Genomic DNA, 24,773 nt, shown 5'->3' with positions numbered 1-24,773 from the left:
CGTCATCCGGAAGCCATGTGGCGGTTGCGGACACGGTCCGCAACCCTTGGACTCCAAATGGACTATTCCGCGGCTGTCGCGACGGTAACGCTGCCGCCAGCTTTTTCGACGGCGGCTTTTGCGCCAGCGGAAGCGTGAGCGACCACGAGGGTCAGCTTTGACTTCAATTCGCCGACGCCCAAAAGGCGAACGCCGTTTTTGGCGCGGCGGATGACGCCAGCTTCGACCAAAGCGGCGACATCGATGGTTTTCCCAGCGTCGAGCTTGCCGGCATCCACTGCAGTCTGGATGCGGCCCACATTGACCTCGACGAAATCCACACGATTTGGCTTGTTGAAGCCGCGCTTCGGCAGGCGCATGTAAAGCGGCATCTGGCCGCCTTCATAGGCGCGGATGCCGGAAACGCCGGAGCGGGATTTCTGACCCTTGACGCCGCGGCCGCCGGTTTTGCCTTTGCCTGAGCCAATGCCTCGGCCCACACGAATGCGGCTCTTGCGCGCGCCTTTATTGTCGGAGAGTTCGTTCAGTTTCATTTTTACCTCGACTTGCGGCAGCGAATTCGTTGAAACGCCGCCTCGCCTGATGACGCCCATAGACGGGCTCTAAAAGGAAGGACTTAGCCTATTCCTCTACGATTTCAACAAGGTGAGAGACCTTGTTGATCATGCCGCGCACTGACGGCGTGTCTTCGAGCTCGCGCTCGCGACCGATTTTGTTCAGGCCGAGACCAACCAGGGTCGCGCGCTGGTCTTGCGGACGACGCGCCGGGCTGCCGGTCTGACGGACTTTCAATACTTTTTTCGCCATGACGAAACTCCTTTACGCAGCGTCAGCCGCATCGGCGGCGCGTCCGCGGCCGGCGAGAATGTCAGAAACCTTCTTGCCGCGCTTGGACGCCATGGTCCGTGGGCTTTGCTGGTTCTGAAGCGCATTCACCGTCGCGCGCACCATATTGTAGGGATTGGATGAACCGAGCGATTTCGCCACAACGTCCTGAACGCCGAGCGTTTCGAAGATCGCGCGCATCGGACCGCCAGCGATGATGCCGGTGCCCGGAGGCGCCGAACGCAGGAGAACCTTGCCGGCGCCCCAACGGCCAGCCGCATCGTGGTGCAGCGTGCGGCCTTCGCGCAGCGGCACGCGAACGAGATTGCGCTTGGCTTCTTGTGTCGCCTTGCGGATCGCCTCGGGCACTTCGCGGGCTTTACCCTTGCCAAAGCCAACGCGGCCTTTCTGATCGCCGACGACGACGAGTGCGGCGAAACCGAAGTTTTTACCGCCCTTCACCACTTTCGCCACGCGATTGATTGCAACGAGCTTATCGACGAACTCGTCGCGCTCTTCACGATCGCCTCTGCCGCGTCCGCGGCCGCGTCCTTCTTCACGCGCCATGTTCGTTACTCCCTAGAAATTAAGACCGGCTTCGCGCGCGGCATCCGCAAGCGCTTTCACCCGGCCATGGAAAATATAACCGCCGCGATCGAACACGACATCCTTCACGCCTGCTTCGACAGCACGTTCGGCAAGCAGTTTGCCGATCTTCGCTGCCGCATCCTTATCGCCGCCCTTTGCAGAGGCCTTGCGAATTTCAGCTTCAAGCGTTGAAGCGGAAGCAAGCGTCTTGCCGTCCTTGTCGTCGATAATCTGCGCCGAGATATTTTTCGACGACCGAAAGACGGACAGGCGCGGCCGGTCAGTCGACACGCGTTTGAGTTTGCCTCTTGTGCGGTTCGCCCGCGAGACGTGATGTTTTCTTTTCTGATCGGCCATTGCCCGATATCCTTTAGCGAAGCGTTACTTCTTCTTGCCTTCCTTACGGAAGATGTATTCGTCAGCGTATTTCACGCCCTTGCCTTTGTAAGGCTCCGGCGGACGGAAAGCGCGGATTTCCGCAGCAGCCTGTCCGACCTTTTGTTTGTCGATGCCGGTGAGCACGATTTCCGTCGGCTTCGGCGTGGCGATCTTGACGCCTTCCGGGGCCGGGTAATCGATGTCGTGGCTGTAACCGAGCGCGAGGCTGAGCGCCGAACCCTTCATCTGGGCCCGGTAACCAACGCCAACCAGTTCGAGGGTTTTCGAAAATTCTTTCGAGACGCCTTCAAACATGTTGTTGATGTAGGTGCGGTTCATGCCCCAGAGGGACCGCGCCGGCTTGGAATTGTTAACCGGCTTGACCAGCACTTCATTGTCTTCAAGCGCAATCGTGCACAGATCATTGACGACGAAAGTGAGTTCGCCTTTCGGCCCTTTTGCGCTGATGGTCTGGCCATTCACATTGACCGTCACGCCACCAGGCACGGGGATCGCTTTTTTACCGATGCGGGACATTTATCTCGCTCCCAGCCTTAGTACACTTCGCAGAGCACTTCGCCGCCAACATTGGCGTCGCGCGCTGCTGCGTCTGACATAACGCCCTTCGGCGTCGACACGATCGAGATGCCGAGGCCGTTGCGAACGGACCCGAGATCACCGACCGACGAATAAACCCGGCGGCCCGGTTTCGAAATCCGGCGGATCTTCTGAATGACCGGCGAACCTTCGTAATATTTCAGCTCGACCTCGAAATTCGGCTTTTCACCGTCTTTTTCGACGCGTGCGTAACCGCGGATATAACCTTCCGCTTCAAGGACATCGAGCACCCAGCCGCGCAGTTTCGACGCGGGCACTGACATGGTCGAGTGCCGGCGCATCTGCGAGTTGCGGATGCGGGTAATCAAATCGCCGATAGGATCATTGATAGACATTGTTCTCTCGGTCCCCTTACCAGCTCGACTTCACGAGGCCCGGAATTTTTCCGGCCGAGCCAAGATCGCGAAGCGAAATACGAGACATTTTCAGCTTGCGGTAGTAACCGCGCGGGCGGCCCGTCACCAGGCAACGATTGCGAATACGCGTCTTCGACGAGTTGCGCGGCAGCTCAGCGAGCTTGAGCGCAGCCGTGAAACGGTCTTCGCCCGGCTGATCCTGGTCGTTGATGATCGCCTTCAAACGGTTGCGCTTGGACTCAAACTTTTTCGCCATGCGGCGGCGTTTGAGATCGCGCTCGATCATTGATTTCTTCGCCATGTCTTCTCCTTCTCAAGCCGGTTTCCGCAGCGTGCGGACCTTGCCTAATGCTTTCCTACTTGCGGAACGGGAAATTGAATTCCCGCAACAATTCGCGCGCTTCTTCGTCATTGCGAGCGGTTGTGCAAACGATAATGTCCATGCCCCGGATCTTGTCGACTTTGTCGTATTCGATTTCCGGAAACACGATATGTTCTTTAAGACCCATCGCGTAATTGCCGCGACCGTCAAAGCTCTTGCCGTTCAGGCCGCGAAAGTCGCGAACGCGCGGCAGCGCGACCGTAATCAGGCGATCCAGAAATTCAAACATCCGGTCTTTACGCAGCGTCACCTTGGCGCCGACGGCCATGCCTTCGCGCAGCTTGAAGCCGGCGATCGACTTCTTGGCCTTGGTGATGACCGGCTTCTGGCCGGCGATCAGCGTCAGGTCCGCCACGGCGGCGTCCACGGCCTTGCGGTCGTTCACAGCGTCGCCGACACCCATATTGATCACGACCTTCTCAATCGAAGGGGTCATCATCGGGTTCGTATATTTGAACGTCTCGTTCATTTTCGAACGGATCGTGTCGCGATAAAGCGCCTTAAGGCGCGGTTCATATGCGGTTGCTTCAGCCATCGATAACCTCACCCGACGCTTTCGCGACGCGGACTTTCTTTCCATCTTCGATCTTGAAGCCGACGCGGGTCGCTTTACCCGTCGACGGATCCTTGAGCGCCACATTCGATACGTGGATCGACGCTTCGCGCGTGATGATCCCGCCTTCTTGTTGTTGCGTCTGCCGCTGATGCTTCTTGATCAGATTGACGCCGCGCACGACAACGCGATCCTCTTTCGGCATGACAGTGACAACTTCGCCTTCAGCGCCGCGGTCTTTGCCGGCGAGAACGATGACTTTGTCGCCTTTTTTAATCTTAGCGGCCATTACAGCACCTCCGGCGCCAGCGAAACGATCTTCATGTGCTTGGTGCCGCGGAGTTCGCGGGTCACTGGGCCAAAGATACGTGTGCCGATCGGCTCTTTGTTGTTGTTGATCAAAACAGCGGCGTTGCGGTCGAAACGGATAACCGTGCCGTCCTTGCGCTTGATGTCTTTCGCGGTGCGCACGACCACGGCCTTCATGACCTGGCCTTTTTTCACGCGGCCGCGCGGAATCGCCTCTTTCACGGACACGACGATAATATCGCCGACGCCAGCATATTTGCGTTTCGCGCCGCCAAGCACCTTGATGCACTGAACGCGCTTTGCGCCGGAATTATCGGCGACGTCCAAATTTGATTGCATCTGGATCATGATGATCCTCCTGATGGGCCCACATGGCCCCGTTTCACTCTTTCCATCCGCCCCAACTCCCCGAAAGGAAGGCGGACGGGATTAACCTTTCGACCCGAGGCCGATGACTTCCCAGCGCTTCAGCTTCGACTTCGGCGCACATTCCTGAATACGGACAAGATCGCCGACCTTGTATTTGTCTTCAGCGTCGTGAGCGTGGAAGCGGTTCGAACGACGAACCGTCTTTTTCAAAAGCGGGTGCGTAAACATACGCTCGACGTTCACAACGACCGTCTTTTCGCCTTTGTCGCTCACTACAGCGCCTTGCAGAATGCGTTTTGGCATTTCTTCGCCTCTTATTCTCTAATTCGCTCGGGCTTTTTCGCCGAGGATGGTTTTGATCCGCGCGATGTCTTTACGCACTTCGCCGATCCGCGTGGTCTTTTCGAGTTGGCCTGACGCTTTTTGAAAACGCAGGTTGAACTGTTCGCGCTTGAGCTGAAGGAGACGATCCTTCAATTCGTCAGCGGTCATATCGCGGGCCTCTGTCGAGTTCATCTCAACTGCTCCTTACTCGCCGATGCGCGTGACAATGCGCGTCTTGATCGGCAGTTTCGCAGCGCCAAGCGCCAAGGCTTCGCGCGCGACTTCATCGGTTACGCCGTCGAGCTCGAACATGATCCGGCCCGGTTTCACTTTCGCCGCCCAGAATTCGACAGAGCCCTTACCTTTACCCATGCGGACTTCGGTAGGCTTCTTGGTCACCGGCACATCCGGAAAAATCCGGATCCAGACGCGACCCTGACGCTTCATGGCGCGGGTGATGGCGCGGCGGGTGGCTTCGATCTGGCGCGAGGTCACGCGCTCCGGAGCCATGGCCTTAAGACCGTGGGATCCGAAATTCAGATCGGTGCCGCCTTTTGCGACCCCTTTGATCCGCCCTTTAAACTGCTTGCGGAATTTTGTTCTTTTTGGCTGAAGCATGGCTCAGACGTCTCCAAATCCTTCTTCGCGCGACTAGTTTTTGCGCTGCTGATGACCGACGCCGCCCGTTTGGGCTTCGATCAATCGCTTTTCATGACCCATCGGGTCGTGTTCCATAATTTCGCCCTTGAAGATCCAGACCTTAATGCCGATGGCGCCATAGGTCGTCTGGGCGGTCGCTACGCCGTAATCGATGTCGGCGCGCAAGGTGTGAAGCGGCACGCGGCCTTCGCGGTACCATTCCATGCGCGCGATTTCCGCGCCGCCTAGACGGCCCGAAACGTTGACGCGAATGCCGAGGCCGCCCATGCGCTGTGCGGTTTGCATGGCGCGCTTCATAGCGCGGCGGAATGCAACCCGGCGCTCAAGCTGCTGAGCAATATTCTCGGCGACCAGCGTCGCATCGATCTCCGGCTTGCGGATCTCAACAATGTTGAGGACCGTTTCCGACGAAGAAAGCTTCGAAAGCTCAAGACGCAGCTTTTCGATGTCAGCGCCCTTCTTGCCGATCACAACGCCAGGACGCGCCGTGTAGATCGTCACGCGGCATTTCTTGTGCGGACGCTCGATGATGACGCGCGAGACGCCAGCTTGATGCAGGCGCTTCTCGACATATTTGCGAATGCGCAGGTCTTCATGCAGCAAGTCGCCATAGGCGGCTTTGCCGGCGAACCAGCGCGAGTCCCAGGTCCGGTTGATACCGAGGCGCAGACCGATTGGATTGACTTTCTGGCCCATTAAGCGGCCTCCTCGACTTCTTTCACGACGATCGTGATTTCAGAAAACGGCTTCTGGATTCTGCCGACGCGGCCACGCGCGCGGGCCCGCCAGCGCTTCATGACCATGTTCTTGCCGACAAAAGCCTGATCAACAACGAGCTGGTCGATGTCGAGATCGTGGTTGTTCTCAGCATTCGCGATTGCGCTTTCGAGAACTTTCTTGACGTTCTGCGAAATGCGTTTGCGCGAGAAAGTCAGTTCCGCAAGCGCCTTTTCGACCGGCATGCCGCGGATCAACTGCGCAACGAGGTTCAGCTTCTGCGGCGATGTGCGGATCAGGCGGCCTTTGGCCATGGCCTGAGCGTCGCTAACGCGCCGGGGATTTTTCTTCTGCCCCATGACTATTTCCTCTTCGCCTTCTTGTCAGACCCATGACCGTAATAGGTGCGGGTCGGAGAGAATTCGCCGAATTTGTGGCCGACCATGTCTTCAGTGACATGAACGGGAATGAACTTCTGGCCGTTATAGACGTTGAAGGTCAGCCCAACGAAATGCGGCAGGATCGTTGAACGGCGCGACCAGGATTTGATCCCGCCTTTATGTTTTCCGTCCTGCGATTCTTCCGCTTTCTTCAAAAGATAGCGGTCGATGAACGGGCCTTTCCAGACTGAACGTGGCATGTCTTATTAACTCCGGCCTATTTCTTCTTGCGCGCGTGACGCGAGCGCAGAATGAGTTTGTCGGTTTGCTTGTTCTTGCGGGTCTTGGCGCCCTTGGTCGGCTTGCCCCACGGCGTAACCGGGTGACGGCCGCCTGAGGTGCGGCCTTCGCCGCCGCCATGCGGGTGATCGACTGGGTTCATGACGACGCCGCGCACTGCCGGGCGCTTGCCCTTGTGACGGTTGCGTCCGGCCTTGCCGATATTCTGGTTCATGTGATCCGGGTTCGAGACGGCGCCGATTGTCGACATGCACTCGCCGGAGATCAGGCGAACTTCGCCAGACTGCAAACGAACCTGGGCCATGCCCGCGTCGCGGCCAACCAGCTGAGCGTAAGAACCGGCGGAGCGAGCAACCTGCGCGCCCTTGCCTGGTTTCAGCTCGACATTGTGGATGATCGTGCCGACCGGGATCGACTTCAGACGCATCGCATTGCCCGGCTTCACGTCGACTTTTTCGCCGGCGATGATCTTGTCGCCAACTTTCAGACGCTGCGGTGCGATGATGTATGCCTGCTCGCCATCGAGATATTTGAGCAGCGCGATAAAGGCCGTCCGGTTCGGATCATATTCGAGACGCTCGACCTTCGCTTCGATGTCAAACTTGTTCCGTTTGAAATCGATGATGCGATAGGTCTTTTTCACACCGCCGCCACGGCGACGCACGGTGATGCGGCCCGTATTGTTGCGGCCGGCGCTCTCGGAAAGGCCCTCGGTCAAAGACTTGACCGGCTTGCCCTTCCAAAGCTCGCTGCGATCCACCAGCACCAATTGGCGGCGGCTCGGCGTCGTCGGTTTGAATTTTTTCAAAGCCATAAGTCTAAACCTGCCTTAAAGTCCGGTCGTCACGTCGATCGAGTGACCTTCTTCGAGAGTCACGACCGCTTTTTTTACGGTAGAGCGCGTATAGCCCCGCCCCTTGAATGTCTTGTTCTTGCCTTTGATGCGCAGCGTGTTGACGGCTTTCACCTTCACCTTGAACAGCGCCTCGACGGCCTCCTTGATCTCCGGCTTGGTCGCCGTGATCGGAGTTTGAAACACGACCTGGTTGTGCTCGGCCGCAATCGTCGATTTCTCGGTGATGACGGGCGCAATCAGCGTGTCGTAATGGGCCTCAATGGCCGTGGTTGCGGGTTTCTTGCTCATTTGAGACGCGCCTCCAGGCCTTCGACGGCCGCTTTGGTCAGGACAAGCTTGTCCTTGCGAAGGATGTCGTAAACATTCGCGCCAATCACCGGCAGCATATCAATGCCGGGGATGTTGCGCATGGCGAGACCGAAATTCTCGTCCACCGATGCGTCAACGATCAGCGCGTTTGCAATGTTCAGCTTCGAAAATGCTTCAAGCACTGACTTTGTTTTCGCTTCTGCAAGCTTTGCCTCGTCGATGATGATCAGCGAACCATCGGCGACTTTCGAAGACAGAGCGTGACGCAGCGCGAGACGGCGAACTTTCTTCGGCAGATCGATCGCATGGCTGCGCACGCGCGGCCCGTGGGCCTTGCCGCCGCCGCGGAACTGCGGAGCCGCGCGGTTGCCGTGACGAGCGCCGCCGCCGCCTTTTTGGCGACCGAATTTCTTCGACGTGGCTTTAACCTCGCCGCGCTCTTTCGACTTGTGCGTGCCCTGCTGGCGCTTGGCTAGCTGATAGACAACGCAGCGGTGCAGAATGTCCGCACGCGGCTCAAGACCGAAGATGGCGTCATCGAGGTCGATCGAGCCTGACTTCTTGTTTTCAATGCTGAGGACGTCGGTTTTCATTATTCGTCCCCTTCCTTCTTCGCTTCTTCAGCGACTTGCTCTTCAACTTGCGCAGACGGCGCATCGTTCTTGGCGGATTTGATCGCCGCCGGAGTCGGCACGCCTTCCGGCGCTGCACGTTTGACGGCGTCCTTGATCAATACCCAGCCGCCTTTAGGACCAGGCACGGCGCCTTTGATCAGGATCAGACCGCGATCAACGTCAGTTTTGACGATTTCGAGGTTCTGGGTCGTGATACGCGTGTTGCCCATCTGGCCGGCCATCTTCTTGCCTTTGAAGACTTTGCCCGGATCCTGACACTGGCCCGTCGAACCGTGTGAACGGTGCGAGATCGAAACACCGTGCGACGCACGAAGACCGCCAAAGTTCCAGCGCTTCATGGCGCCCGCGAAACCTTTACCGATAGACGTGCCCGTCACATCGACTTTCTGGCCCGCGAGGAAATGCTCGGCGGAAAGCTCAGCGCCGACATCAACGAGGTTGTCCTCGGAGACGCGGAACTCAGCCAATTTCATTTTCGGCTCAACATTCGCCTTGGCGAAATGGCCGCGCTCGGCCTTGTTGACGCGCTTCGCCTTTTTGGCGCCGGCGCCAAGCTGCAGCGCAGTGTAGCCGTCGGACTCAGCAGTACGCTGAGCGACAACCTGACAGGCTTCGAGCTGCATCACCGTAACGGGAAGGTGTTCGCCTTCCGCGCTGAAGATGCGGGTCATGCCCATCTTTTTCGCAATTAATCCCGTGCGCATCTCAAATGCTCCTTAAGCGCCCAGCTTGATTTCGACATCGACGCCAGCCGAGAGGTCGAGTTTCATCAGCGCATCAACCGTTTGCGGTGTCGGATCGACAATGTCGAGCATGCGTTTATGCGTACGCATTTCGAACTGCTCACGGCTCTTCTTATCAATGTGCGGCGACCGGTTGACCGTGTAACGCTCGATGCGCGTCGGCAGCGGAATAGGACCGCGCACATTTGCGCCCGTGCGTTTCGCCGTGTTGACGATTTCCAGCGTCGAAGCGTCGAGCACGCGATGATCAAACGCCTTAAGTCTGATGCGGATGTTCTGTTGCATGGGTTTACGCTTCGCTCTTTGTAAATTTCTGGTTCTGGTTTCTTGAGTCGAAAGCGCGGACCAGCCTGGGACCGATCCGCGCAATCAATTTGGGTTACTACTCGATGATTTTCGCGACGATGCCCGCGCCAACCGTACGACCACCTTCACGGATAGCGAAGCGGAGCTTCTCTTCCATGGCGATCGGCACGATCAGTTCAACGTTCACTTCCACGTTGTCGCCCGGCATAACCATTTCCACGCCTTCTTTGAGCGTGACAACGCCGGTCACGTCGGTGGTGCGGAAGTAGAACTGCGGGCGGTAGTTGGTGAAGAACGGAGTGTGGCGGCCGCCTTCTTCTTTCGTCAGGATGTAGGCTTCAGCCACGAATTTCGTGTGCGGGGTCACAGAACCCGGCTTGCAGAGAACCTGGCCGCGCTCAACGCCTTCGCGCTCGATGCCGCGCAGCAGAACACCAACGTTGTCGCCAGCTTCACCGCGATCAAGCAGCTTGCGGAACATTTCAACGCCCGTGCAGGTCGTTTTCTTGGTGTCTTTGATGCCGATGATTTCGAGTTCGTCGCCAACATTGACAACGCCGCGCTCGACACGACCGGTCACAACAGTACCGCGGCCGGAGATCGAGAACACGTCTTCGATCGGCAGCAGGAACGGCTGGTCAACCGGACGCTCAGGCGTCGGGATGTAGCTGTCGACAGCTTCCATCAACGCTTTGATCGAGTTTTCGCCGATTTCAGCATCGCGATCTTCAAGAGCAGCCAAAGCCGAACCTTTGATGATCGGAATATCGTCGCCCGGGAAGTCGTAAGAAGAAAGAAGTTCGCGAACTTCCATCTCAACGAGTTCGAGCAGCTCTTCATCGTCAACCTGGTCGACTTTGTTGAGGTAAACAACGATCGCCGGCACGCCAACCTGACGGGCGAGCAGGATGTGTTCGCGGGTCTGCGGCATCGGGCCGTCAGCAGCGTTCACAACGAGAATAGCGCCATCCATCTGGGCTGCGCCGGTGATCATGTTTTTGACGTAGTCAGCGTGACCCGGGCAATCAACGTGAGCGTAGTGACGGTTTTCCGTCTCATACTCAACGTGCGCCGTGGAGATCGTGATGCCGCGCGCTTTTTCTTCCGGCGCCGCGTCGATCTGGTCATACGCTTTGAAGTCACCGAAATACTTCGTGATAGCAGCCGTCAGAGTCGTTTTGCCATGGTCAACGTGACCAATGGTGCCGACGTTAGCATGCGGTTTCGTACGTTCAAATTTTGCCTTCGACATTTCACTTCTCTCCGTCTTCTTGACGTCTGTCGTTAAACTTCATCGCCCGGTATGTTCGTTGGCGGGCGCCTACACTTGATCGGCTAGCCAACCAGCTTTGCCTTAACTTCCTCTTCGACCGCTTTCGGCACGCGCTCATAATGATCAAACTGCATCGTGTACTGAGCGCGACCCTGGGTCGCCGAGCGAAGATTGTTCACATAACCAAACATGTTTGCGAGCGGCACCATCGCGTGAACGACGTTGGCGTTGCCGCGCATTTCCTGCTCCTGGATCTGCCCGCGCCGCGAGTTGAGGTCGCCAATGACCGTGCCGGTATATTCTTCCGGGGTCACGACTTCGACCTTCATCACCGGCTCAAGAAGCGCCAGACCGAGGGACGGTTTGTTTTCGCGGAACGCAGCGCGTGCTGCGATTTCGAAAGCCAGAACCGAAGAGTCAACATCGTGGAAGGCGCCGTCATAAAGCTCGATTTTGAAGTCGAGGATCGGGAAGCCAACCAGCAGACCCGTTTCGCGGATCGAGTTGATGCCTTTTTCCACGCCCGGAATATATTCTTTCGGGATCGCGCCGCCGACAATCTTGCTCTCGAATGAGTAGCCAGTGCCAGGCTCTTGCGGAATGACGCGGAACTTGATGCGCGCGAACTGACCGGAACCACCGGACTGTTTCTTGTGCGTATAGTCGATGTCCGCTTCTTTAGTGATCGTTTCGCGGTAAGCAACCTGCGGCGCGCCGATATTCGCTTCGACTTTGAATTCGCGCTTCATGCGGTCGACGAGAATGTCGAGGTGAAGCTCGCCCATGCCTTTGATGATCGTCTGGCCGGACTCTTCGTCAGTCGAGACGCGGAAAGACGGGTCTTCAGCAGCGAGGCGCTGCAGTGCGAGGCCCATTTTCTCCTGGTCGGCTTTGGTCTTTGGCTCGACCGCAAGCTCGATAACCGGATCAGGGAATTCCATACGCTCAAGCACAACCGGCTTTTGCGAGTCGCACAGCGTGTCGCCCGTCGTCGTGTCTTTCAGACCGACAACCGCGATGATGTCGCCAGCGAAGGCTTCTTTGATTTCTTCACGGCTGTTGGAGTGCATTTGCAGCATCCGGCCAGCGCGTTCTTTCTTGCCTTTGACCGTGTTCAACAACTGCGTGCCGGCTTCGAGCTTGCCCGAATAGATGCGGCAGAAGGTGAGCGAGCCCACAAACGGGTCGTTCATCACTTTGAAGGCGAGCATGGAAAGCGGCTCGTCGTCAGAGGATTTGCGCGTCACTTCGGTGTCCGTGTCAGGAAGCACGCCTTTGATCGGCGGAACTTCGACCGGGCTCGGCAGGTAATCCACAACAGCGTCAAGCATCGGCTGAACGCCTTTGTTCTTAAATGCGGAGCCGCACAGAACAGGGTGGAATTCAACTTTACAGGTGCCCTGACGGATCAAGCGCTTGATTGTCGCTTCATCCGGCTCGTTGCCTTCAAGATAGGCTTCCATCACCGCTTCATCGAGCTCGACAACGGTCTCGACCATTTTCTCGCGATATTCTTTCGCTTTATCGAGAAGGTCCGCCGGGATCTCTTCGTCATGGAACGCAGCGCCGAGGCTTTCTTCTTCCCAGACGACAGCCTTCATGCGGATCAGGTCGACAACGCCTTTGAACTCGTTCTCAGCGCCGATCGGCAGCTGCAGAATAACCGTTTTCGCGGCGAGGCGTTTGTGAATGGTGTCGACGGAATAATAGAAATCAGCGCCGATCTTATCCATCTTGTTGATGAAGAAGAGACGGGGAACGTGATATTTGTCGCCCTGACGCCAAACTGTTTCGGTCTGCGGCTCTACGCCGGCATTGGCGTCGAGCAGCGCAACAGCGCCGTCAAGCACGCGCAGGCTGCGCTCGACTTCAATCGTGAAGTCAACGTGGCCTGGGGTGTCGATGATGTTGAGGCGCTTGTCTTTCCAGGAACAAGTCGTCGCAGCCGAGGTGATGGTGATCCCCCGCTCCTGCTCTTGCTCCATCCAGTCCATGGTCGCGGCGCCGTCATGGACTTCGCCGATTTTGTGGGACTTGCCGGTGTAATACAGGACGCGCTCAGTCGTCGTCGTCTTGCCAGCATCAATGTGAGCCATGATGCCGAAGTTCCGGTAGTCTTCAATTTTGTGCGTACGCGCCATGGCTGAAAGCCCTTACCCTTGAATCCGTTACCAGCGATAATGCGAGAAGGCGCGGTTGGCTTCCGCCATCCGGTGCGTGTCTTCGCGCTTCTTGACAGCCGCGCCGCGATTTTGGGCAGCGTCCATCAGTTCATTCGAAAGCTTGTCGACCATGGTGGTCTCATTGCGCGAACGAGCCGCGGAAATGATCCAGCGCATGGCGAGAGCGAGTTTGCGGTCCGGGCGAACTTCAACCGGAACCTGATAGGTGGCGCCGCCAACCCGGCGCGAGCGAACTTCCAGCGCAGGCGTCACATTCTCAAGTGCTTCTTTAAAGAGCTCGACCGGCGGACGGCGCAGCTTGCCTTCAATGCGCTCAAACGCGCCATAAACGATTTTCTCGGCGGCAGGCTTTTTGCCGTCGATCATGACGTAGTTCATGAACTTCGAAACGGTTTTGTCTCCGAACTTCGGGTCCGGATGAACGACGCGTTTTTCTGCGCGGTGACGACGTGACATCTCTTATATCCTTACTTCGGACGCTTGGCGCCGTATTTCGAACGACGCTGCTTGCGATCTTTCACGCCCTGCGTGTCGAGCACGCCGCGGATGATGTGGTAGCGAACGCCGGGAAGGTCTTTCACGCGGCCGCCGCGGATCAGGACCACCGAGTGCTCCTGCAGGTTGTGACCTTCGCCCGGGATGTAGCCGATAACTTCGTAACCGTTGGTCAAACGGATTTTCGCAACTTTCCGAAGCGCCGAGTTCGGCTTTTTCGGTGTCGTTGTATAAACGCGCGTGCACACGCCCCGCTTCTGCGGGTTTCCTTCGAGCGCCGGCACTTTGTTGATGCGGCGCTTTGGTTTCCGCGGCTTGCGGATAAGTTGTTGTATCGTCGGCATCCGTTTCTCCGGCCTTCGCTTTTCGCGGGCGCTGACCCTAAAAATCACGCGCGGCATGGACAGAATTATCCATGACGCAAACGAGCGGAGCCCCGTCAGGCGGAACGCCGCTCAAAAAACCTTCACTGTCATCAGCTAAAAGCGGCTGCGTTTCAGTGTTTCCCAAAAGCGGAAAACCTGACGGCCAGCCAATCAGCGGCGCGACACATACCGTTGCGACTCCCACGGGTCAATACGGTTTTAAGATTTTTCACTCCCACCGGGCGCTTTTTTGCCTTTGCGCAGAACCTGCCAGACAAAAGCGTCATAAATGGGCGTTTTCTTGCATATTTCCGTGTGCAATAGACGCATCATGCGCCTCTGGAACGCCAATGGCAAACCATTCTATTGCGTTTTCGCGGGGGCGTGGGCTCCTGTGCGCATCGGAGCCTGGATTTATGACCGCCTTTGACGAACCGATTCTCGACTTGCCCGCCGATGCGCCAGCCAGATTGCGCCGTTCGCTCGGGCTTGTACCGGATGCGCCCTTGCGCGTCGCCTATCTGCCCGGCCCCGGCGACGTCTATGGCACCTACAAGCATTGGCGCGAGGGCCGGCACGACCCGAGGGTGCCCAGCATCACCTACTCCACCCAATTCTACGAATTCTGCCAGTCCGGCCAATGCGAAGGCATGCTGATCACCCAGGCCGCCGAGCCGACCCCGACCATGACGGATGGGGACTTCACCTTCGCCAAGGTGGTGTATCAGGCGGGCTCGGGCGCTGCGGGCTATTTCGCCAGCCGCTACGCCTATGCGCAGGCCTGCATAAAGGCCCTCGCCCCCTTCAAGCCCCATGTGGCGGTGATCGCGAGCGATTTCGACTGGCAATATCTGCCTCTGGCGAAGCGTGTCGCCGACCGCCTCATCCTGACCGTTCACAACACCAGATGGCCCATGGGCGCCAAAGGGTTAAGCCCCCGCCAGAAACTGCTGAATGCGGGTTACAGGCTGGCGATGCGATCCGTCGATGGCGCGGTCAACACCTCGCATGAGTGCGAAAGACAGTTGTTAACCCTCACCCGGCCGGATTTGCCGAGTTTTGTCGCGGTGCCGCAGCAGCCCGAACCGATCGAAGCCGCGCCGCGCACCGGCCCTGCCCGCAACCTTCTGTTTCTCGGCCGGCTTGAGGCGAATAAAGGCGTCTTTGACCTCCTCGACGCCTTTTGCGCGCTGCGCGAGGCTCATCCGGATTTGCGGCTGGTTTTCGCTGGCGGCGGCGGCGCTCTGGAGCCCCTGCGGGCGGAAATCGCCAAGCGCGGCCTTTCGGACGTCGCGAGCGCGCCCGGTCATCTCGATCGCCCCTCGGTTAAGGCGGCGCTTAAAGAAGCAGATCTGATGATCTGCCCGACGCGCACCGACTTTAATGAAGGGCTCGCTTATGTCTGCTTCGAGGCGGCGGCGCAGGGGGTCCCGTCCGTGATGAGCACCGTGGTGCCCGCGCGCGAGCTTTTAAAGGACGCCTGCGCGGTCTTTGAAGCGGACTCGACCCCAGCGCTCACGCAGAGCATTGCCGGACTGCTGGATGATCAGGACGCCTATCAGAGGCTGTCCGCCGCCGCCCTCGCCTGCAGCGCGGAGACTTTATATGACCGCTCCCGCGCCTGGGGCTCGCAATTATACCGGGCGATTATCGGCGCCGGCGGCGATAGCTAGAACTGCAAACCCGGACGCGCCCAGCCGCAAACAAAAAAGGCGGGATGAAATCATCCCGCCTTTTTTTCCTGGCAGCCAGCTTATTCAGCAGCTTCCGTCGCCGCTTCGTCGCTCGGCGCCGCTGCTTCTGCAACAGGCTCAGCTTCGCTCGGGCCTTCAAGCGCCGGCGCGCTGGATTCTGCAGCACGTTTTTGACGCTCGTCGATAAGCACCTGGTCGCGGCGCTCGGCCTCGACCTGATGGCGCGACATAGCCCCGCCAGTACCCGCCGGAATGAGCCGGCCGACGATGACGTTTTCTTTGAGGCCCTCGAGCGTATCGATCTTGCCATTGACGGCGGCGTCGGTGAGGACGCGCGTCGTTTCCTGGAAGGACGCCGCAGAGATGAAGGACCGCGTTTGCAGCGATGCTTTGGTGATGCCGAGCAGGACCGGCACCGCCTTGGCGGGACGCTTGCCCTGATCGTCGAGCTTGGCGTTGGCTTCATCGAATTCGAAGCGGTCAACCTGCTCTTCTTTCAGGAACAGTGAATCGCCCGGATCGGTGACTTCGACTTTTTGCAGCATCTGGCGAACGATCACCTCGATGTGCTTGTCGTTAATCGGCACGCCCTGCAGACGATAGACTTCCTGGATTTCATCGATGAGGAAGTCAGCAAGCGCTTCGATCCCCATGATCGCCAGAATGTCATGCGGCGCCGGGTTGCCGTCCATCAGATACTCGCCCTTGGCGATGAAATCGCCGTCCTGAACCGCAATGTGGCGGCCTTTGGGGACGAGATAATCTGAAGGCTCGAGGCTTTCATCGGTCGGCAGGATCCGGATGCGACGCTTGTTCTTGTAGTCGCGGCCGAATTCGACGCGGCCATCGACATCGGCGATGATTGCGTGATCTTTCGGACGGCGCGCTTCGAACAGTTCCGCAACCCGCGGCAGACCACCGGTGATGTCGCGTGTCTTGGCGCCTTCGGTCGGGATACGCGCCAGCGCGTCGCCCGGTGCGATTTGTTCGCCGTCTTCCACCGAAAGAATGGCGTCGACAGGCAGCATGTAACGCGCTTCGCCGCCGGTGGAGAGCTTCATCGGCTCGCCATTGTCATCGAGGATGACGATCGCCGGTTTCAAGTCGGCGGCGCGCGGGTTGGCGCGCCAGTCGATGACGACCCGGCTAGCAATACCGGTCGCTTCATCGGCGACCACCTGCATGGAGAAGCCTTCTTGAAGGTCTTCGAATTTGATCTTGCCGGATACTTCGGTGAGGATCGGCAAGGTGTAAGGATCCCAGTCCGCAAGGCGCAGACCGCGCGTGACCCGCGCGCCTTCCTTGACGCGCAATTTGGCGCCGTAGGAGACCTTGTAGGACGCTTGTTCCTTACCGTCGCTGTCGACGATTTTGACCAGCGTGTTGCGGCCCATGACGACGAGATCGCCCTGGGAGTCCACCAGCACATTGCCGCCCTCGAATTTGACGGTGCCTTCGTGGCTCGCCTCGATGAAGGAGGTGTCGCCAACCTGGGCCGTACCGCCAACGTGGAAGGTACGCATGGTGAGCTGCGTGCCCGGCTCGCCGATCGACTGCGCCGCGATGACGCCGACAGATTCGCCGATATTGACCGGGCAACCGCGCGCAAGATCGCGGCCGTAGCATTTGGCGCAGATGCCGACTTTGGAGTCGCAAGTCAGAACCGAGCGTACACGGATTTTCTGGAAACCCGCCGCTTCGATCGTTTCCGCCTGCGCTTCATCGACTTCGTCATTGACCTTGCCAATGATCTCACCGGTCTGCGGATGCGCGAGGTCTTCAAGCAGCGTGCGGCCGAGGATGATCTGCGACAACGGAACAACAATGTCGCCGGAACGCACGACAGCTTCCATCGTGATGCCGTTGGTCGTGCCACAATCGGTTTCGCGAACGATGCAGTCTTGCGCCACGTCAACGAGACGACGGGTCAGGTAACCCGAGTTCGCTGTCTTCAGCGCCGTATCCGCGAGACCTTTCCGCGCGCCGTGAGTCGAGTTGAAGTACTCGAGCACGGTGAGACCTTCTTTAAAGTTCGACGTAATCGGCGTTTCGATGATCTCGCCCGACGGCTTGGCCATCAGACCGCGCATGGCGCCGAGCTGACGCATCTGGGTTGGCGAACCACGCGCACCCGAATGCGACATCATGTAGATTGAGTTCGGCTCTTTTTGCCGGCCCGTTTCTTCATCGAATTTGGTCTCGGAAATTTCCGCCATCATCGCATCGGCGATTTTATCGGTGCATTTCGCCCAGGCGTCGATGACCTTGTTGTATTTCTCGCCGCGGGTGATGAGGCCCTCCGCATACTGAGATTCAAACTCGGAAACCTGCGCGCGTGTTTCGTCAACAAGACCCTTCTTCGCAGCCGGAATGACAACGTCATCCTTTCCGAAGGAGATGCCCGCTTTACAGGCTTCCTTGAAGCCGAGATCCATGACGTGATCAGCGAAGATCACCGTCTTTTTCTGACCGCAATGGCGATAGACGATGTCGATCAGGCCCTGAATGGTCTTCTTGGTCAGGAGCTGGTTGATCACCGAGAACGGCACATTGGAATCGCGCGGCAGAACCTGCGCAACCTTCATGCGGCCAGGCGTTGTCTCTACGATCTCGCGGAAGGTTTCGCCCTTTTCGTTGACGCCTTCCCAGCGCGCTTTGATCTTTGTGTGCAGCGTCACGACGCCGGCGTTCAGCGCGTGTTCGATCTCCTGGATCGTGCCGAAGACCTTGCCTTCGCCCGGCTCGCCCTCTTTTTCCATCGTGATGTAGTAGAGACCAAGAATGATGTCCTGGCTCGGCACGATGATCGGCTTGCCGTTGGCGGGCGACAAAATGTTGTTGGTCGACATCATCAGGACGCGCGCTTCGAGCTGCGCTTCCAGCGACAGCGGAACGTGCACGGCCATCTGGTCGCCGTCAAAGTCAGCGTTGAACGCAGTACACACCAGCGGGTGCAACTGGATCGCTTTGCCTTCGATCAGTTTCGGCTCGAACGCCTGAATGCCGAGACGGTGAAGCGTCGGCGCGCGGTTCAACAGAACCGGGTGCTCGCGAATAACCTCGTCGAGAATATCCCAGACTTCGGGACGTTCTTTTTCGACCAGTTTCTTCGCTTGCTTGACGGTCGCAGACAGACCCTTGGCGTCAAGGCGCGAATAGATGAACGGCTTGAACAGCTCGAGCGCCATCTTTTTCGGCAGGCCGCATTCATGCAGTTTAAGTTCAGGACCAACAACGATCACCGAACGGCCGGAATAGTCGACGCGCTTGCCGAGCAGGTTCTGACGGAAGCGGCCCTGCTTGCCTTTCAGCATGTCGGAGAGCGACTTCAGCGGGCGCTTGTTGGTGCCCGTGATGACGCGGCCACGACGGCCATTGTCGAACAGCGCATCGACAGACTCTTGCAGCATGCGCTTTTCGTTACGCACGATGATGTCCGGCGCACGCAGCTCAATCAGGCGCTTCAGGCGGTTGTTGCGGTTGATGACCCGGCGATACAGATCGTTGAGGTCGGATGTCGCGAAGCGGCCGCCATCAAGCGGAACCAGCGGACGCAGTTCCGGCGGGATCACCGGAATAACCGTCATGATCATCCATTCCGGCTTGTTGCCGGATTCGATGAAGGCGGTGATCAGCTTCAAGCGCTTGGCGAGCTTTTTGGTTTTGAGCTCGCTGGTCGACTCGACGATGTCGACGCGCATTTTTTCGGTTTCCGCGACCATGTCGATATTCGACAGGATTTCGCGGATCGCTTCGGCGCCGATGCCGGCGGTGAACGAGTCTTCGCCAAACTCTTCCTGGGCCTGCAGATACTCTTCTTCGGTGAGCATCTGGTTCGGCGTCAGATTGGTGAGGCCCGGCTCGATGACGATATATTGTTCGAAATACAGAACGCGCTCGAGATCCTTCAACGTCATGTCGAGCATCAGCGAGATGCGCGACGGCAAGGATTTCAGGAACCAGATATGCGCGACCGGAGCCGCAAGCTCGATATGGCCCATGCGCTCGCGGCGCACTTTGGTCAGCGTGACTTCAACACCGCATTTTTCGCAAACGATGCCTTTGTACTTCATCCGCTTATATTTGCCGCACAGGCATTCATAGTCCTTGGTCGGACCAAAAATGCGCGCGCAGAAAAGCCCGTCCCGCTCCGGTTTAAAGGTGCGGTAATTGATGGTTTCAGGCTTTTTGATCTCGCCGAATGACCAGGAGAGAATTTTCTCCGGGCTCGCCAGCGAGATGCGGATCTTGTTGAACGTCTGCGCAGGGGCAGTCGGGTTGAATACGTTCAGCAGTTCCTGTGACATGGGCGCCTCTTACGATCGGAGCGGATGATCAGTCCGCGAGTTCATTCAAAAAGTGGAACGGGAAACGCTGACGCGTCACCCGTTCTGAAGCTCGACGTTCAAGCCGAGCGAACGCATTTCTTTGACAAGCACATTGAAGCTTTCCGGGATGCCCGCTTCGAACGAGTCATCACCGCGCACGATCGCCTCATAGACTTTCGTACGGCCGGCGACGTCGTCCGATTTCACGGTCAACATTTCCTGCAGCGTGTAAGCCGCGCCGTAAGCTTCGAGCGCCCAGACTTCCATTTCGCCGAAGCGCTGGCCGCCAAACTGCGCCTTGCCGCCCAATGGCTGCTGGGTGACCAGCGAGTATGGGCCGATGGAGCGGGCGTGGATCTTGTCGTCGACAAGGTGGTGCAGCTTCAAGAGATACTTGTAGCCCACGGTGACCTTGCGGTTGAACGTGTCGCCGGTGCGGCCGTCAAACAGCGTGACCTGCCCGGACTCTTCGAGCCCGGCCTTTTCAAGCATTTTGACGATTTCCGCTTCGCGCGCGCCGTCAAAGACCGGCGTGGCGATCGGAACGCCGCGAACGAGGTTCTGCCCAAGTTCCTTGAGCTCCTCATTCGAGCGCGGCAGCACCTGATCCTCGCCATAAACGTCTTTCAGTTTGGCGATGAGATCTTCGCGGGTCGCGTTATTGGCTTCCCACTGCTCCAGCAACTCGTCGATCTGACGACCGAGACCGCGGCAGGCCCAACCGAGATGGGTTTCGAGAATCTGGCCAACGTTCATGCGCGACGGCACGCCCAACGGGTTGAGCACGATGTCGACAGCGGTGCCGTCTGCGAGGAACGGCATGTCTTCCATCGGCGCGATCTTGGAGATCACACCTTTGTTGCCGTGACGGCCGGCCATTTTGTCGCCCGGCTGCAGCTTGCGCTTCACCGCAACGAAGACCTTGACCATCTTCATGACGCCCGGCGGAAGTTCGTCGCCGCGCTTCAGCTTGTCGACCTTGTCTTCGAAGCGAGCCTCGAGGCGCGCTTTCGAATCGTCGAACTGCTTCTTCATGGCTTCGATTTCAGCCATCACCGCATCATCGGCGACGCCAATCTTCCACCACTGACCTCTGGTCAGCGTGTTTTCGAGCACGTCTTCGGTGATCGGGCCTTTTTCAAAGCTCTTCGGACCGGAAACGGCTTCTTTGCCCTGAAGCAATGGCTGCAGACGGCCATAGACGTTGCGCTCGAGGATAGCGAGTTCGTCGTCGCGGTCTTTTGCAAGACGCTCGATTTCCTCACGCTCGATCGACACGGCGCGTTCGTCTTTGTCGACGCCGTGACGGTTGAAGACACGGACCTCAACGACCGTGCCCGCAACGCCCGGCGGCAGTTTCAGCGACGTGTCGCGCACATCGGAGGCTTTTTCACCGAAGATGGCGCGCAGAAGTTTTTCTTCCGGCGTCATCGGGCTCTCGCCCTTCGGCGTGATTTTGCCCACGAGAATGTCGCCCGGATGGACTTCGGCGCCGATGGCGACGATGCCCGCTTCGTCGAGATTGCGAAGCGCCTCTTCCGAGACGTTCGGAATATCGCGGGTGATTTCTTCCGGACCGAGCTTGGTGTCGCGCGCCATCACTTCGAACTCTTCGAGGTGGATGGAGGTGAACACGTCATCGCGCACGATGCGTTCGGAAATGAGGATCGAGTCCTCGAAGTTGTAGCCGTTCCACGGCATGAACGCGACGAGCACGTTCTTGCCGAGCGCGAGTTCGCCAAGATCCGTAGACGGACCGTCAGCGATGATGTCGCCGTCGCGCACCATATCGCCGATCTTCACCAGCGGACGCTGGTTGATACAGGTGTTCTGGTTCGAACGCTGGAACTTGCGCAGATTGAAGATGTCGACGCCGGGCTTGGTCGGGTCTTTTTCTTCCGTCGCGCGGATAACGATACGCTGCGCGTCAACCTGCTCGACGATGCCAGGGCGGCGGGCGGCGACCGCAGCGCCGGAATCCCGGGCCACAACCGACTCCATGCCGGTGCCGACAAACGGCGCCTCTGCCTGCAGCAGCGGCACAGCCTGACGCTGCATGTTCGAGCCCATGAGCGCGCGGTTGGCGTCATCGTTTTCGAGGAACGGAATGAGCGCAGCGGCGACCGAAACAAGCTGCTTCGGCGACACGTCGATATAGTTGACTTCCTCGCGCGGGATCAGCGTGGCGTCGCGGAAGGCGCCTGCCCGGCAGTTGACGAATTCATTGAGCAGCATGCCGCTCTCATCGACCTCGGCATTCGCCTGCGCAATATTGTAGCGCGCCTCTTCCATCGCGGAGAGATACACAACGTCGTCCGTCAGGCGTCCGTTTTCGACGCGACGATACGGGCTTTCAATGAAGCCGTATTTGTTGACCTGCGCATGGGTCGCCAGCGAGTTGATCAGACCAATATTCGGTCCTTCCGGCGTTTCAATCGGGCAGATCCGGCCATAATGGGTCGGGTGGACGTCGCGGACTTCAAAGCCTGCGCGCTCACGGGTGAGACCGCCCGGCCCAAGCGCTGAAAGGCGGCGCTTGTGAGTGATCTCGGAAAGCGGGTTGGTCTGGTCCATGAACTGCGACAGCTGCGAAGAGCCGAAGAATTCACGCACCGCCGCCGCGGCCGGCTTGGCGTTGATCAGGTCGTGCGGCATCAGCGTATCGAGTTCAGCTGACGACATGCGTTCCTTGATCGCGCGCTCCATGCGGAGAAGGCCAATGCGGTACTGGTTCTCCATCAGTTCGCCGACCGAACGCACCCGGCGGTTGCCGAGATTGTCGATGTCGTCGATTTCGCCTTTGCCGTCGCGCAACTGCACGATGGTCTTCAGCACGGAGAGGATGTCTTCCTTGCGAAGCGTGCGCAGCGTGTCTTCGGTTTCAAAGCCGAGACGGATATTCATCTTCACCCGGCCGACCGATGAAAGGTCATAGCGCTCGGGATCGAAGAACAATGAGTAGAAGAGGCCTTCCGCCGTTTCCAGTGTCGGCGGCTCGCCCGGACGCATGACGCGGTAAATATCGATCAGCGCCATTTCGCGGTTGCGGTTTTTGTCCGCATTCAGCGAGTTGCGAACATAAGCGCCGATATTGATGTGATCGACGTCGATCGTGTCGAACGCATCAATGCCGATATCTGCGAATGTTTCGATATGCTCGGCGGTGATCTCCTCGCCAGCTTCGCCGAAAATCTCACCGGAATCGAAGTTCACGAGGTCAGATGCGAAATAACGTCCGATCATCTCTTCGTCAGAAAGAAGAAGATCCTTCAACCCGTCTTCCGCGAGTTTCTTGGCGGCGCGGGCGGACATTTTCTTGCCGGCCTCGAGCACCACTTCGCCATTCTTGGCGTTGATGAGATCGCGGTCGACCTTCACGCCTTTCCAGCGCTCAGGATTATACGGCATTGTCCAGCCGGTTTTAATCTTCTTGTGCGGAACGCGGTCGTAGAATTCGTCGAGGATCTCTTCCTGATCCATGCCGAGCGCGTAAAGCAGCGTCGTCGCCGGCAGCTTGCGGCGGCGGTCGATGCGCACATTGACGATGTCTTTGGCGTCGAATTCAAAGTCGAGCCACGAGCCGCGATACGGGATGATCCGCGCGGCGAAAAGCAGCTTGCCCGAAGAATGGGTCTTGCCCTTGTCGTGATCGAAGAACACGCCCGGCGAACGGTGCATCTGGGAGACGATGACGCGCTCGGTGCCGTTGACGATAAAGGTGCCGTTGTCGGTCATGAGCGGCATGTCGCCCATGTAGACTTCCTGCTCCTTGATGTCCTTGACGGACTTGGCGCCGGTTTCTTCGTCTACTTCAAAGACGATCAGGCGCAACGTCACCTTGAGCGGCGCCGCGTAGGTCATATCGCGCTGCTGGCACTCTTCGGTGTCGTATTTCGGCTCCTCAAACTCATAGGAGACATATTCAAGCGTCGCCGTCTCGGTGAAATCCGAGATCGGGAAAACCGAGCGGAACACCGCTTCAAGGCCGTCCACCAGCCGGTCTTCCGGCTTGGCGAAACGCTGCAGGAATTGTTCGTAGGAATCCTTTTGAACCTGAATAAGGTTCGGCATCGGCGCAGCATCACCGATGCGACCGAAGCTTTTGCGAATGCGTTTCTTCTCGACGAAGGATTGCGCCATCTTTGTCCTCACAAGCGGGTGTCAGCCGAAATGCGCTCGCTATCCCTGGCGACAAACAGGGTTAACGCATGCACAAAAGCCCCGTCGGCCGGACCGGAGTTCGACCGCGGGTCGCGGGTGACTAAAATTTGATCTCGATTATCCGAAGCACGTCGCCGCAAAACCTGAAGCCGCCGACGGGGGCTCCGTCGGCGGCGAATGGGTGTAATAGGCGCGCCCGCAACCCTCTGCAACCCCCAATCGGGAGAAATTGCGGGAGAAAGCGCGCCCAACCGGAGCTTTCGCCAAACTACTTGAGTTCGACTTTCGCGCCAGCTTCTTCGAGCTTTTTCTTGATTTCTTCGGCTTCGGCTTTCGCTGCGCCTTCTTTGACGGCTTTGCCGCCAGCTTCGACGAGCTCTTTGGCTTCTTTCAGGCCAAGACCGGTGATCGCGCGTACTTCTTTGATCACGTTGATCTTTTTGTCGCCTGCTTCGACCAGAATGACGTCGAATTCGGTCTTTTCTTCAGCCGCTTCGCCGCCACCTGCGCCAGGAGCTGCTGCAACTGCAACAGCGCCAGCAGCCGGCTCGATGCCGTACTCGTCTTTAAGGATGTTTTTCAGCTCAGCCGCTTCGAGAAGCGTCAGGCCAACAAGCTCTTCAGCCAGTTTTTTAAGATCAGCCATTGTCTTTAGTTCCTAGTTCT

The 24,773-nt window shown here is 58.2% G+C and carries 29 protein-coding genes; 1 reads left to right on the top strand and 28 read right to left on the bottom strand.

The features are described 5' to 3' along the window. Window positions 1-62 precede the first annotated feature (62 nt). The 25 genes from rplO to rpsL all read right to left on the bottom strand — a co-directional run bounded on the left by rplO (window position 63) and on the right by rpsL (window position 13,903). Window positions 63-533: a 50S ribosomal protein L15 gene (rplO, locus tag AC0L8G_RS11850; protein WP_473384401.1), complete on the bottom strand. Its 471-nt coding sequence runs from the start codon at window positions 531-533 to the stop codon at window positions 63-65. Between the two features lie 88 nt (window positions 534-621). Continuing rightward, on the bottom strand, window positions 622-807 hold the full coding sequence (rpmD, locus tag AC0L8G_RS11845) for a 50S ribosomal protein L30 (protein ID WP_473384400.1): 186 nt from the start codon (window positions 805-807) through the stop codon (window positions 622-624). 12 nt (window positions 808-819) lie between these two features. Beyond that, the gene (gene rpsE / locus AC0L8G_RS11840) at window positions 820-1,392 is read right to left on the bottom strand and encodes a 30S ribosomal protein S5 (RefSeq protein ID WP_473384399.1); all 573 of its coding nucleotides are present in this window, start codon (window positions 1,390-1,392) and stop codon (window positions 820-822) included. 12 nt (window positions 1,393-1,404) lie between these two features. Then, window positions 1,405-1,770 (bottom strand): 50S ribosomal protein L18, encoded by a 366-nt coding sequence (rplR, locus tag AC0L8G_RS11835; RefSeq protein ID WP_473384398.1) that lies wholly within the window; start codon window positions 1,768-1,770, stop codon window positions 1,405-1,407. A gap of 24 nt (window positions 1,771-1,794) precedes the next feature. Then, on the bottom strand, window positions 1,795-2,328 hold the full coding sequence (gene rplF, locus AC0L8G_RS11830; RefSeq protein WP_473384397.1) for a 50S ribosomal protein L6: 534 nt from the start codon (window positions 2,326-2,328) through the stop codon (window positions 1,795-1,797). Between the two features lie 17 nt (window positions 2,329-2,345). Continuing rightward, the gene (gene rpsH / locus AC0L8G_RS11825; protein ID WP_473384396.1) at window positions 2,346-2,744 is read right to left on the bottom strand and encodes a 30S ribosomal protein S8; all 399 of its coding nucleotides are present in this window, start codon (window positions 2,742-2,744) and stop codon (window positions 2,346-2,348) included. Window positions 2,745-2,760: 16 nt separating this feature from the next. Beyond that, a complete protein-coding gene (gene rpsN / locus AC0L8G_RS11820) occupies window positions 2,761-3,066 on the bottom strand; it encodes a 30S ribosomal protein S14 (protein ID WP_473384395.1) in 306 nt (101 codons plus the stop codon). Between the two features lie 55 nt (window positions 3,067-3,121). Further along, window positions 3,122-3,682: a 50S ribosomal protein L5 gene (gene rplE, locus AC0L8G_RS11815; protein WP_473384394.1), complete on the bottom strand. Its 561-nt coding sequence runs from the start codon at window positions 3,680-3,682 to the stop codon at window positions 3,122-3,124. Further along, complete coding sequence (gene rplX, locus AC0L8G_RS11810) at window positions 3,675-3,989, bottom strand: 50S ribosomal protein L24 (protein ID WP_473384393.1); 315 nt, start codon at window positions 3,987-3,989, stop codon at window positions 3,675-3,677. Before rplX ends, rplE begins: the two co-directional genes overlap by 8 nt. Further along, window positions 3,989-4,357, bottom strand: coding sequence for a 50S ribosomal protein L14 (rplN, locus tag AC0L8G_RS11805; RefSeq protein WP_473384392.1), 369 nt, complete (start codon window positions 4,355-4,357; stop codon window positions 3,989-3,991). The genes rplX and rplN overlap by 1 nt, the downstream gene beginning before the upstream one ends. Window positions 4,358-4,438: 81 nt before the next feature. Further along, window positions 4,439-4,681 carry a 30S ribosomal protein S17 gene (gene rpsQ, locus AC0L8G_RS11800; RefSeq protein WP_473384391.1) on the bottom strand — a complete coding sequence of 81 codons (243 nt, stop codon included), beginning with the start codon at window positions 4,679-4,681 and terminating at the stop codon, window positions 4,439-4,441. Between the two features lie 18 nt (window positions 4,682-4,699). Continuing rightward, window positions 4,700-4,894: a 50S ribosomal protein L29 gene (gene rpmC, locus AC0L8G_RS11795; protein WP_473384390.1), complete on the bottom strand. Its 195-nt coding sequence runs from the start codon at window positions 4,892-4,894 to the stop codon at window positions 4,700-4,702. Between the two features lie 12 nt (window positions 4,895-4,906). After that, window positions 4,907-5,320: a 50S ribosomal protein L16 gene (rplP, locus tag AC0L8G_RS11790; protein ID WP_473384389.1), complete on the bottom strand. Its 414-nt coding sequence runs from the start codon at window positions 5,318-5,320 to the stop codon at window positions 4,907-4,909. Between the two features lie 33 nt (window positions 5,321-5,353). Continuing rightward, a complete protein-coding gene (rpsC, locus tag AC0L8G_RS11785; RefSeq protein WP_473384388.1) occupies window positions 5,354-6,058 on the bottom strand; it encodes a 30S ribosomal protein S3 in 705 nt (234 codons plus the stop codon). Continuing rightward, the gene (gene rplV / locus AC0L8G_RS11780) at window positions 6,058-6,438 is read right to left on the bottom strand and encodes a 50S ribosomal protein L22 (protein ID WP_473384387.1); all 381 of its coding nucleotides are present in this window, start codon (window positions 6,436-6,438) and stop codon (window positions 6,058-6,060) included. The genes rpsC and rplV overlap by 1 nt, the downstream gene beginning before the upstream one ends. Before the next feature lie 2 nt (window positions 6,439-6,440). Further along, the gene (gene rpsS, locus AC0L8G_RS11775) at window positions 6,441-6,719 is read right to left on the bottom strand and encodes a 30S ribosomal protein S19 (RefSeq protein WP_473384386.1); all 279 of its coding nucleotides are present in this window, start codon (window positions 6,717-6,719) and stop codon (window positions 6,441-6,443) included. Between the two features lie 17 nt (window positions 6,720-6,736). Further along, on the bottom strand, window positions 6,737-7,573 hold the full coding sequence (rplB, locus tag AC0L8G_RS11770; RefSeq protein ID WP_473384385.1) for a 50S ribosomal protein L2: 837 nt from the start codon (window positions 7,571-7,573) through the stop codon (window positions 6,737-6,739). A gap of 15 nt (window positions 7,574-7,588) precedes the next feature. After that, window positions 7,589-7,903, bottom strand: a complete 315-nt coding sequence (locus tag AC0L8G_RS11765; RefSeq protein ID WP_473384384.1) for a 50S ribosomal protein L23 — start codon at window positions 7,901-7,903, stop codon at window positions 7,589-7,591. Next, window positions 7,900-8,517, bottom strand: a complete 618-nt coding sequence (gene rplD / locus AC0L8G_RS11760) for a 50S ribosomal protein L4 (protein ID WP_473384383.1) — start codon at window positions 8,515-8,517, stop codon at window positions 7,900-7,902. The genes AC0L8G_RS11765 and rplD overlap by 4 nt, the downstream gene beginning before the upstream one ends. Continuing rightward, window positions 8,517-9,263 (bottom strand): 50S ribosomal protein L3, encoded by a 747-nt coding sequence (gene rplC, locus AC0L8G_RS11755; RefSeq protein ID WP_473384382.1) that lies wholly within the window; start codon window positions 9,261-9,263, stop codon window positions 8,517-8,519. Before rplC ends, rplD begins: the two co-directional genes overlap by 1 nt. Window positions 9,264-9,275: 12 nt before the next feature. Then, on the bottom strand, window positions 9,276-9,587 hold the full coding sequence (gene rpsJ / locus AC0L8G_RS11750; RefSeq protein WP_369313984.1) for a 30S ribosomal protein S10: 312 nt from the start codon (window positions 9,585-9,587) through the stop codon (window positions 9,276-9,278). A 97-nt stretch (window positions 9,588-9,684) separates the two neighbouring features. Continuing rightward, window positions 9,685-10,860, bottom strand: coding sequence for an elongation factor Tu (tuf, locus tag AC0L8G_RS11745; protein ID WP_473384381.1), 1,176 nt, complete (start codon window positions 10,858-10,860; stop codon window positions 9,685-9,687). Window positions 10,861-10,943: 83 nt separating this feature from the next. Further along, complete coding sequence (gene fusA / locus AC0L8G_RS11740) at window positions 10,944-13,022, bottom strand: elongation factor G (protein ID WP_473384380.1); 2,079 nt, start codon at window positions 13,020-13,022, stop codon at window positions 10,944-10,946. 27 nt (window positions 13,023-13,049) lie between these two features. Further along, on the bottom strand, window positions 13,050-13,520 hold the full coding sequence (gene rpsG / locus AC0L8G_RS11735; protein ID WP_473384379.1) for a 30S ribosomal protein S7: 471 nt from the start codon (window positions 13,518-13,520) through the stop codon (window positions 13,050-13,052). 11 nt (window positions 13,521-13,531) lie between these two features. Next, window positions 13,532-13,903, bottom strand: a complete 372-nt coding sequence (gene rpsL / locus AC0L8G_RS11730; RefSeq protein ID WP_473388859.1) for a 30S ribosomal protein S12 — start codon at window positions 13,901-13,903, stop codon at window positions 13,532-13,534. 437 nt (window positions 13,904-14,340) lie between these two features. Between rpsL and AC0L8G_RS11725 the strand changes: the two genes are divergently transcribed. Further along, window positions 14,341-15,597: a glycosyltransferase family 4 protein gene (locus AC0L8G_RS11725; protein WP_473384378.1), complete on the top strand. Its 1,257-nt coding sequence runs from the start codon at window positions 14,341-14,343 to the stop codon at window positions 15,595-15,597. A gap of 80 nt (window positions 15,598-15,677) precedes the next feature. Here the strand turns inward: AC0L8G_RS11725 and rpoC are convergent, their stop codons facing one another. The 3 genes from rpoC to rplL form a co-directional block, all read right to left on the bottom strand. Beyond that, window positions 15,678-19,925 carry a DNA-directed RNA polymerase subunit beta' gene (gene rpoC / locus AC0L8G_RS11720; protein WP_473384377.1) on the bottom strand — a complete coding sequence of 1,416 codons (4,248 nt, stop codon included), beginning with the start codon at window positions 19,923-19,925 and terminating at the stop codon, window positions 15,678-15,680. Window positions 19,926-20,000: 75 nt separating this feature from the next. Next, the gene (gene rpoB / locus AC0L8G_RS11715) at window positions 20,001-24,086 is read right to left on the bottom strand and encodes a DNA-directed RNA polymerase subunit beta (RefSeq protein WP_473384376.1); all 4,086 of its coding nucleotides are present in this window, start codon (window positions 24,084-24,086) and stop codon (window positions 20,001-20,003) included. A gap of 289 nt (window positions 24,087-24,375) precedes the next feature. Then, on the bottom strand, window positions 24,376-24,753 hold the full coding sequence (gene rplL / locus AC0L8G_RS11710) for a 50S ribosomal protein L7/L12 (protein WP_473384375.1): 378 nt from the start codon (window positions 24,751-24,753) through the stop codon (window positions 24,376-24,378). Window positions 24,754-24,773 lie beyond the last annotated feature (20 nt).

The organism is Hyphococcus sp. D3-15, assembly GCF_055809375.1.
The sequence above is the reverse complement of the archived record's forward strand: the minus strand, read 5'-3'. Positions and strand labels throughout refer to the sequence as shown.

Bases quoted from the DNA above. Each gene is read 5' to 3' on its own strand.
- rplO (WP_473384401.1), bottom strand. From the start codon at position 533: ATGAAACTGAACGAACTCTCCGACAATAAAGGCGCGCGCAAGAGCCGC.
- rpmD (WP_473384400.1), bottom strand. From the start codon at position 807: ATGGCGAAAAAAGTATTGAAAGTCCGTCAGACCGGCAGCCCGGCGCGT.
- rpsE (WP_473384399.1), bottom strand. From the start codon at position 1,392: ATGGCGCGTGAAGAAGGACGCGGCCGCGGACGCGGCAGAGGCGATCGT.
- rplR (WP_473384398.1), bottom strand. From the start codon at position 1,770: ATGGCCGATCAGAAAAGAAAACATCACGTCTCGCGGGCGAACCGCACA.
- rplF (WP_473384397.1), bottom strand. From the start codon at position 2,328: ATGTCCCGCATCGGTAAAAAAGCGATCCCCGTGCCTGGTGGCGTGACG.
- rpsH (WP_473384396.1), bottom strand. From the start codon at position 2,744: ATGTCTATCAATGATCCTATCGGCGATTTGATTACCCGCATCCGCAAC.
- rpsN (WP_473384395.1), bottom strand. From the start codon at position 3,066: ATGGCGAAGAAATCAATGATCGAGCGCGATCTCAAACGCCGCCGCATG.
- rplE (WP_473384394.1), bottom strand. From the start codon at position 3,682: ATGGCTGAAGCAACCGCATATGAACCGCGCCTTAAGGCGCTTTATCGC.
- rplX (WP_473384393.1), bottom strand. From the start codon at position 3,989: ATGGCCGCTAAGATTAAAAAAGGCGACAAAGTCATCGTTCTCGCCGGC.
- rplN (WP_473384392.1), bottom strand. From the start codon at position 4,357: ATGATCCAGATGCAATCAAATTTGGACGTCGCCGATAATTCCGGCGCA.
- rpsQ (WP_473384391.1), bottom strand. From the start codon at position 4,681: ATGCCAAAACGCATTCTGCAAGGCGCTGTAGTGAGCGACAAAGGCGAA.
- rpmC (WP_473384390.1), bottom strand. From the start codon at position 4,894: ATGAACTCGACAGAGGCCCGCGATATGACCGCTGACGAATTGAAGGAT.
- rplP (WP_473384389.1), bottom strand. From the start codon at position 5,320: ATGCTTCAGCCAAAAAGAACAAAATTCCGCAAGCAGTTTAAAGGGCGG.
- rpsC (WP_473384388.1), bottom strand. From the start codon at position 6,058: ATGGGCCAGAAAGTCAATCCAATCGGTCTGCGCCTCGGTATCAACCGG.
- rplV (WP_473384387.1), bottom strand. From the start codon at position 6,438: ATGGGGCAGAAGAAAAATCCCCGGCGCGTTAGCGACGCTCAGGCCATG.
- rpsS (WP_473384386.1), bottom strand. From the start codon at position 6,719: ATGCCACGTTCAGTCTGGAAAGGCCCGTTCATCGACCGCTATCTTTTG.
- rplB (WP_473384385.1), bottom strand. From the start codon at position 7,573: ATGGCTTTGAAAAAATTCAAACCGACGACGCCGAGCCGCCGCCAATTG.
- AC0L8G_RS11765 (WP_473384384.1), bottom strand. From the start codon at position 7,903: ATGAGCAAGAAACCCGCAACCACGGCCATTGAGGCCCATTACGACACG.
- rplD (WP_473384383.1), bottom strand. From the start codon at position 8,517: ATGAAAACCGACGTCCTCAGCATTGAAAACAAGAAGTCAGGCTCGATC.
- rplC (WP_473384382.1), bottom strand. From the start codon at position 9,263: ATGCGCACGGGATTAATTGCGAAAAAGATGGGCATGACCCGCATCTTC.
- rpsJ (WP_369313984.1), bottom strand. From the start codon at position 9,587: ATGCAACAGAACATCCGCATCAGACTTAAGGCGTTTGATCATCGCGTG.
- tuf (WP_473384381.1), bottom strand. From the start codon at position 10,860: ATGTCGAAGGCAAAATTTGAACGTACGAAACCGCATGCTAACGTCGGC.
- fusA (WP_473384380.1), bottom strand. From the start codon at position 13,022: ATGGCGCGTACGCACAAAATTGAAGACTACCGGAACTTCGGCATCATG.
- rpsG (WP_473384379.1), bottom strand. From the start codon at position 13,520: ATGTCACGTCGTCACCGCGCAGAAAAACGCGTCGTTCATCCGGACCCG.
- rpsL (WP_473388859.1), bottom strand. From the start codon at position 13,903: ATGCCGACGATACAACAACTTATCCGCAAGCCGCGGAAACCAAAGCGC.
- AC0L8G_RS11725 (WP_473384378.1), top strand. From the start codon at position 14,341: ATGACCGCCTTTGACGAACCGATTCTCGACTTGCCCGCCGATGCGCCA.
- rpoC (WP_473384377.1), bottom strand. From the start codon at position 19,925: ATGTCACAGGAACTGCTGAACGTATTCAACCCGACTGCCCCTGCGCAG.
- rpoB (WP_473384376.1), bottom strand. From the start codon at position 24,086: ATGGCGCAATCCTTCGTCGAGAAGAAACGCATTCGCAAAAGCTTCGGT.
- rplL (WP_473384375.1), bottom strand. From the start codon at position 24,753: ATGGCTGATCTTAAAAAACTGGCTGAAGAGCTTGTTGGCCTGACGCTT.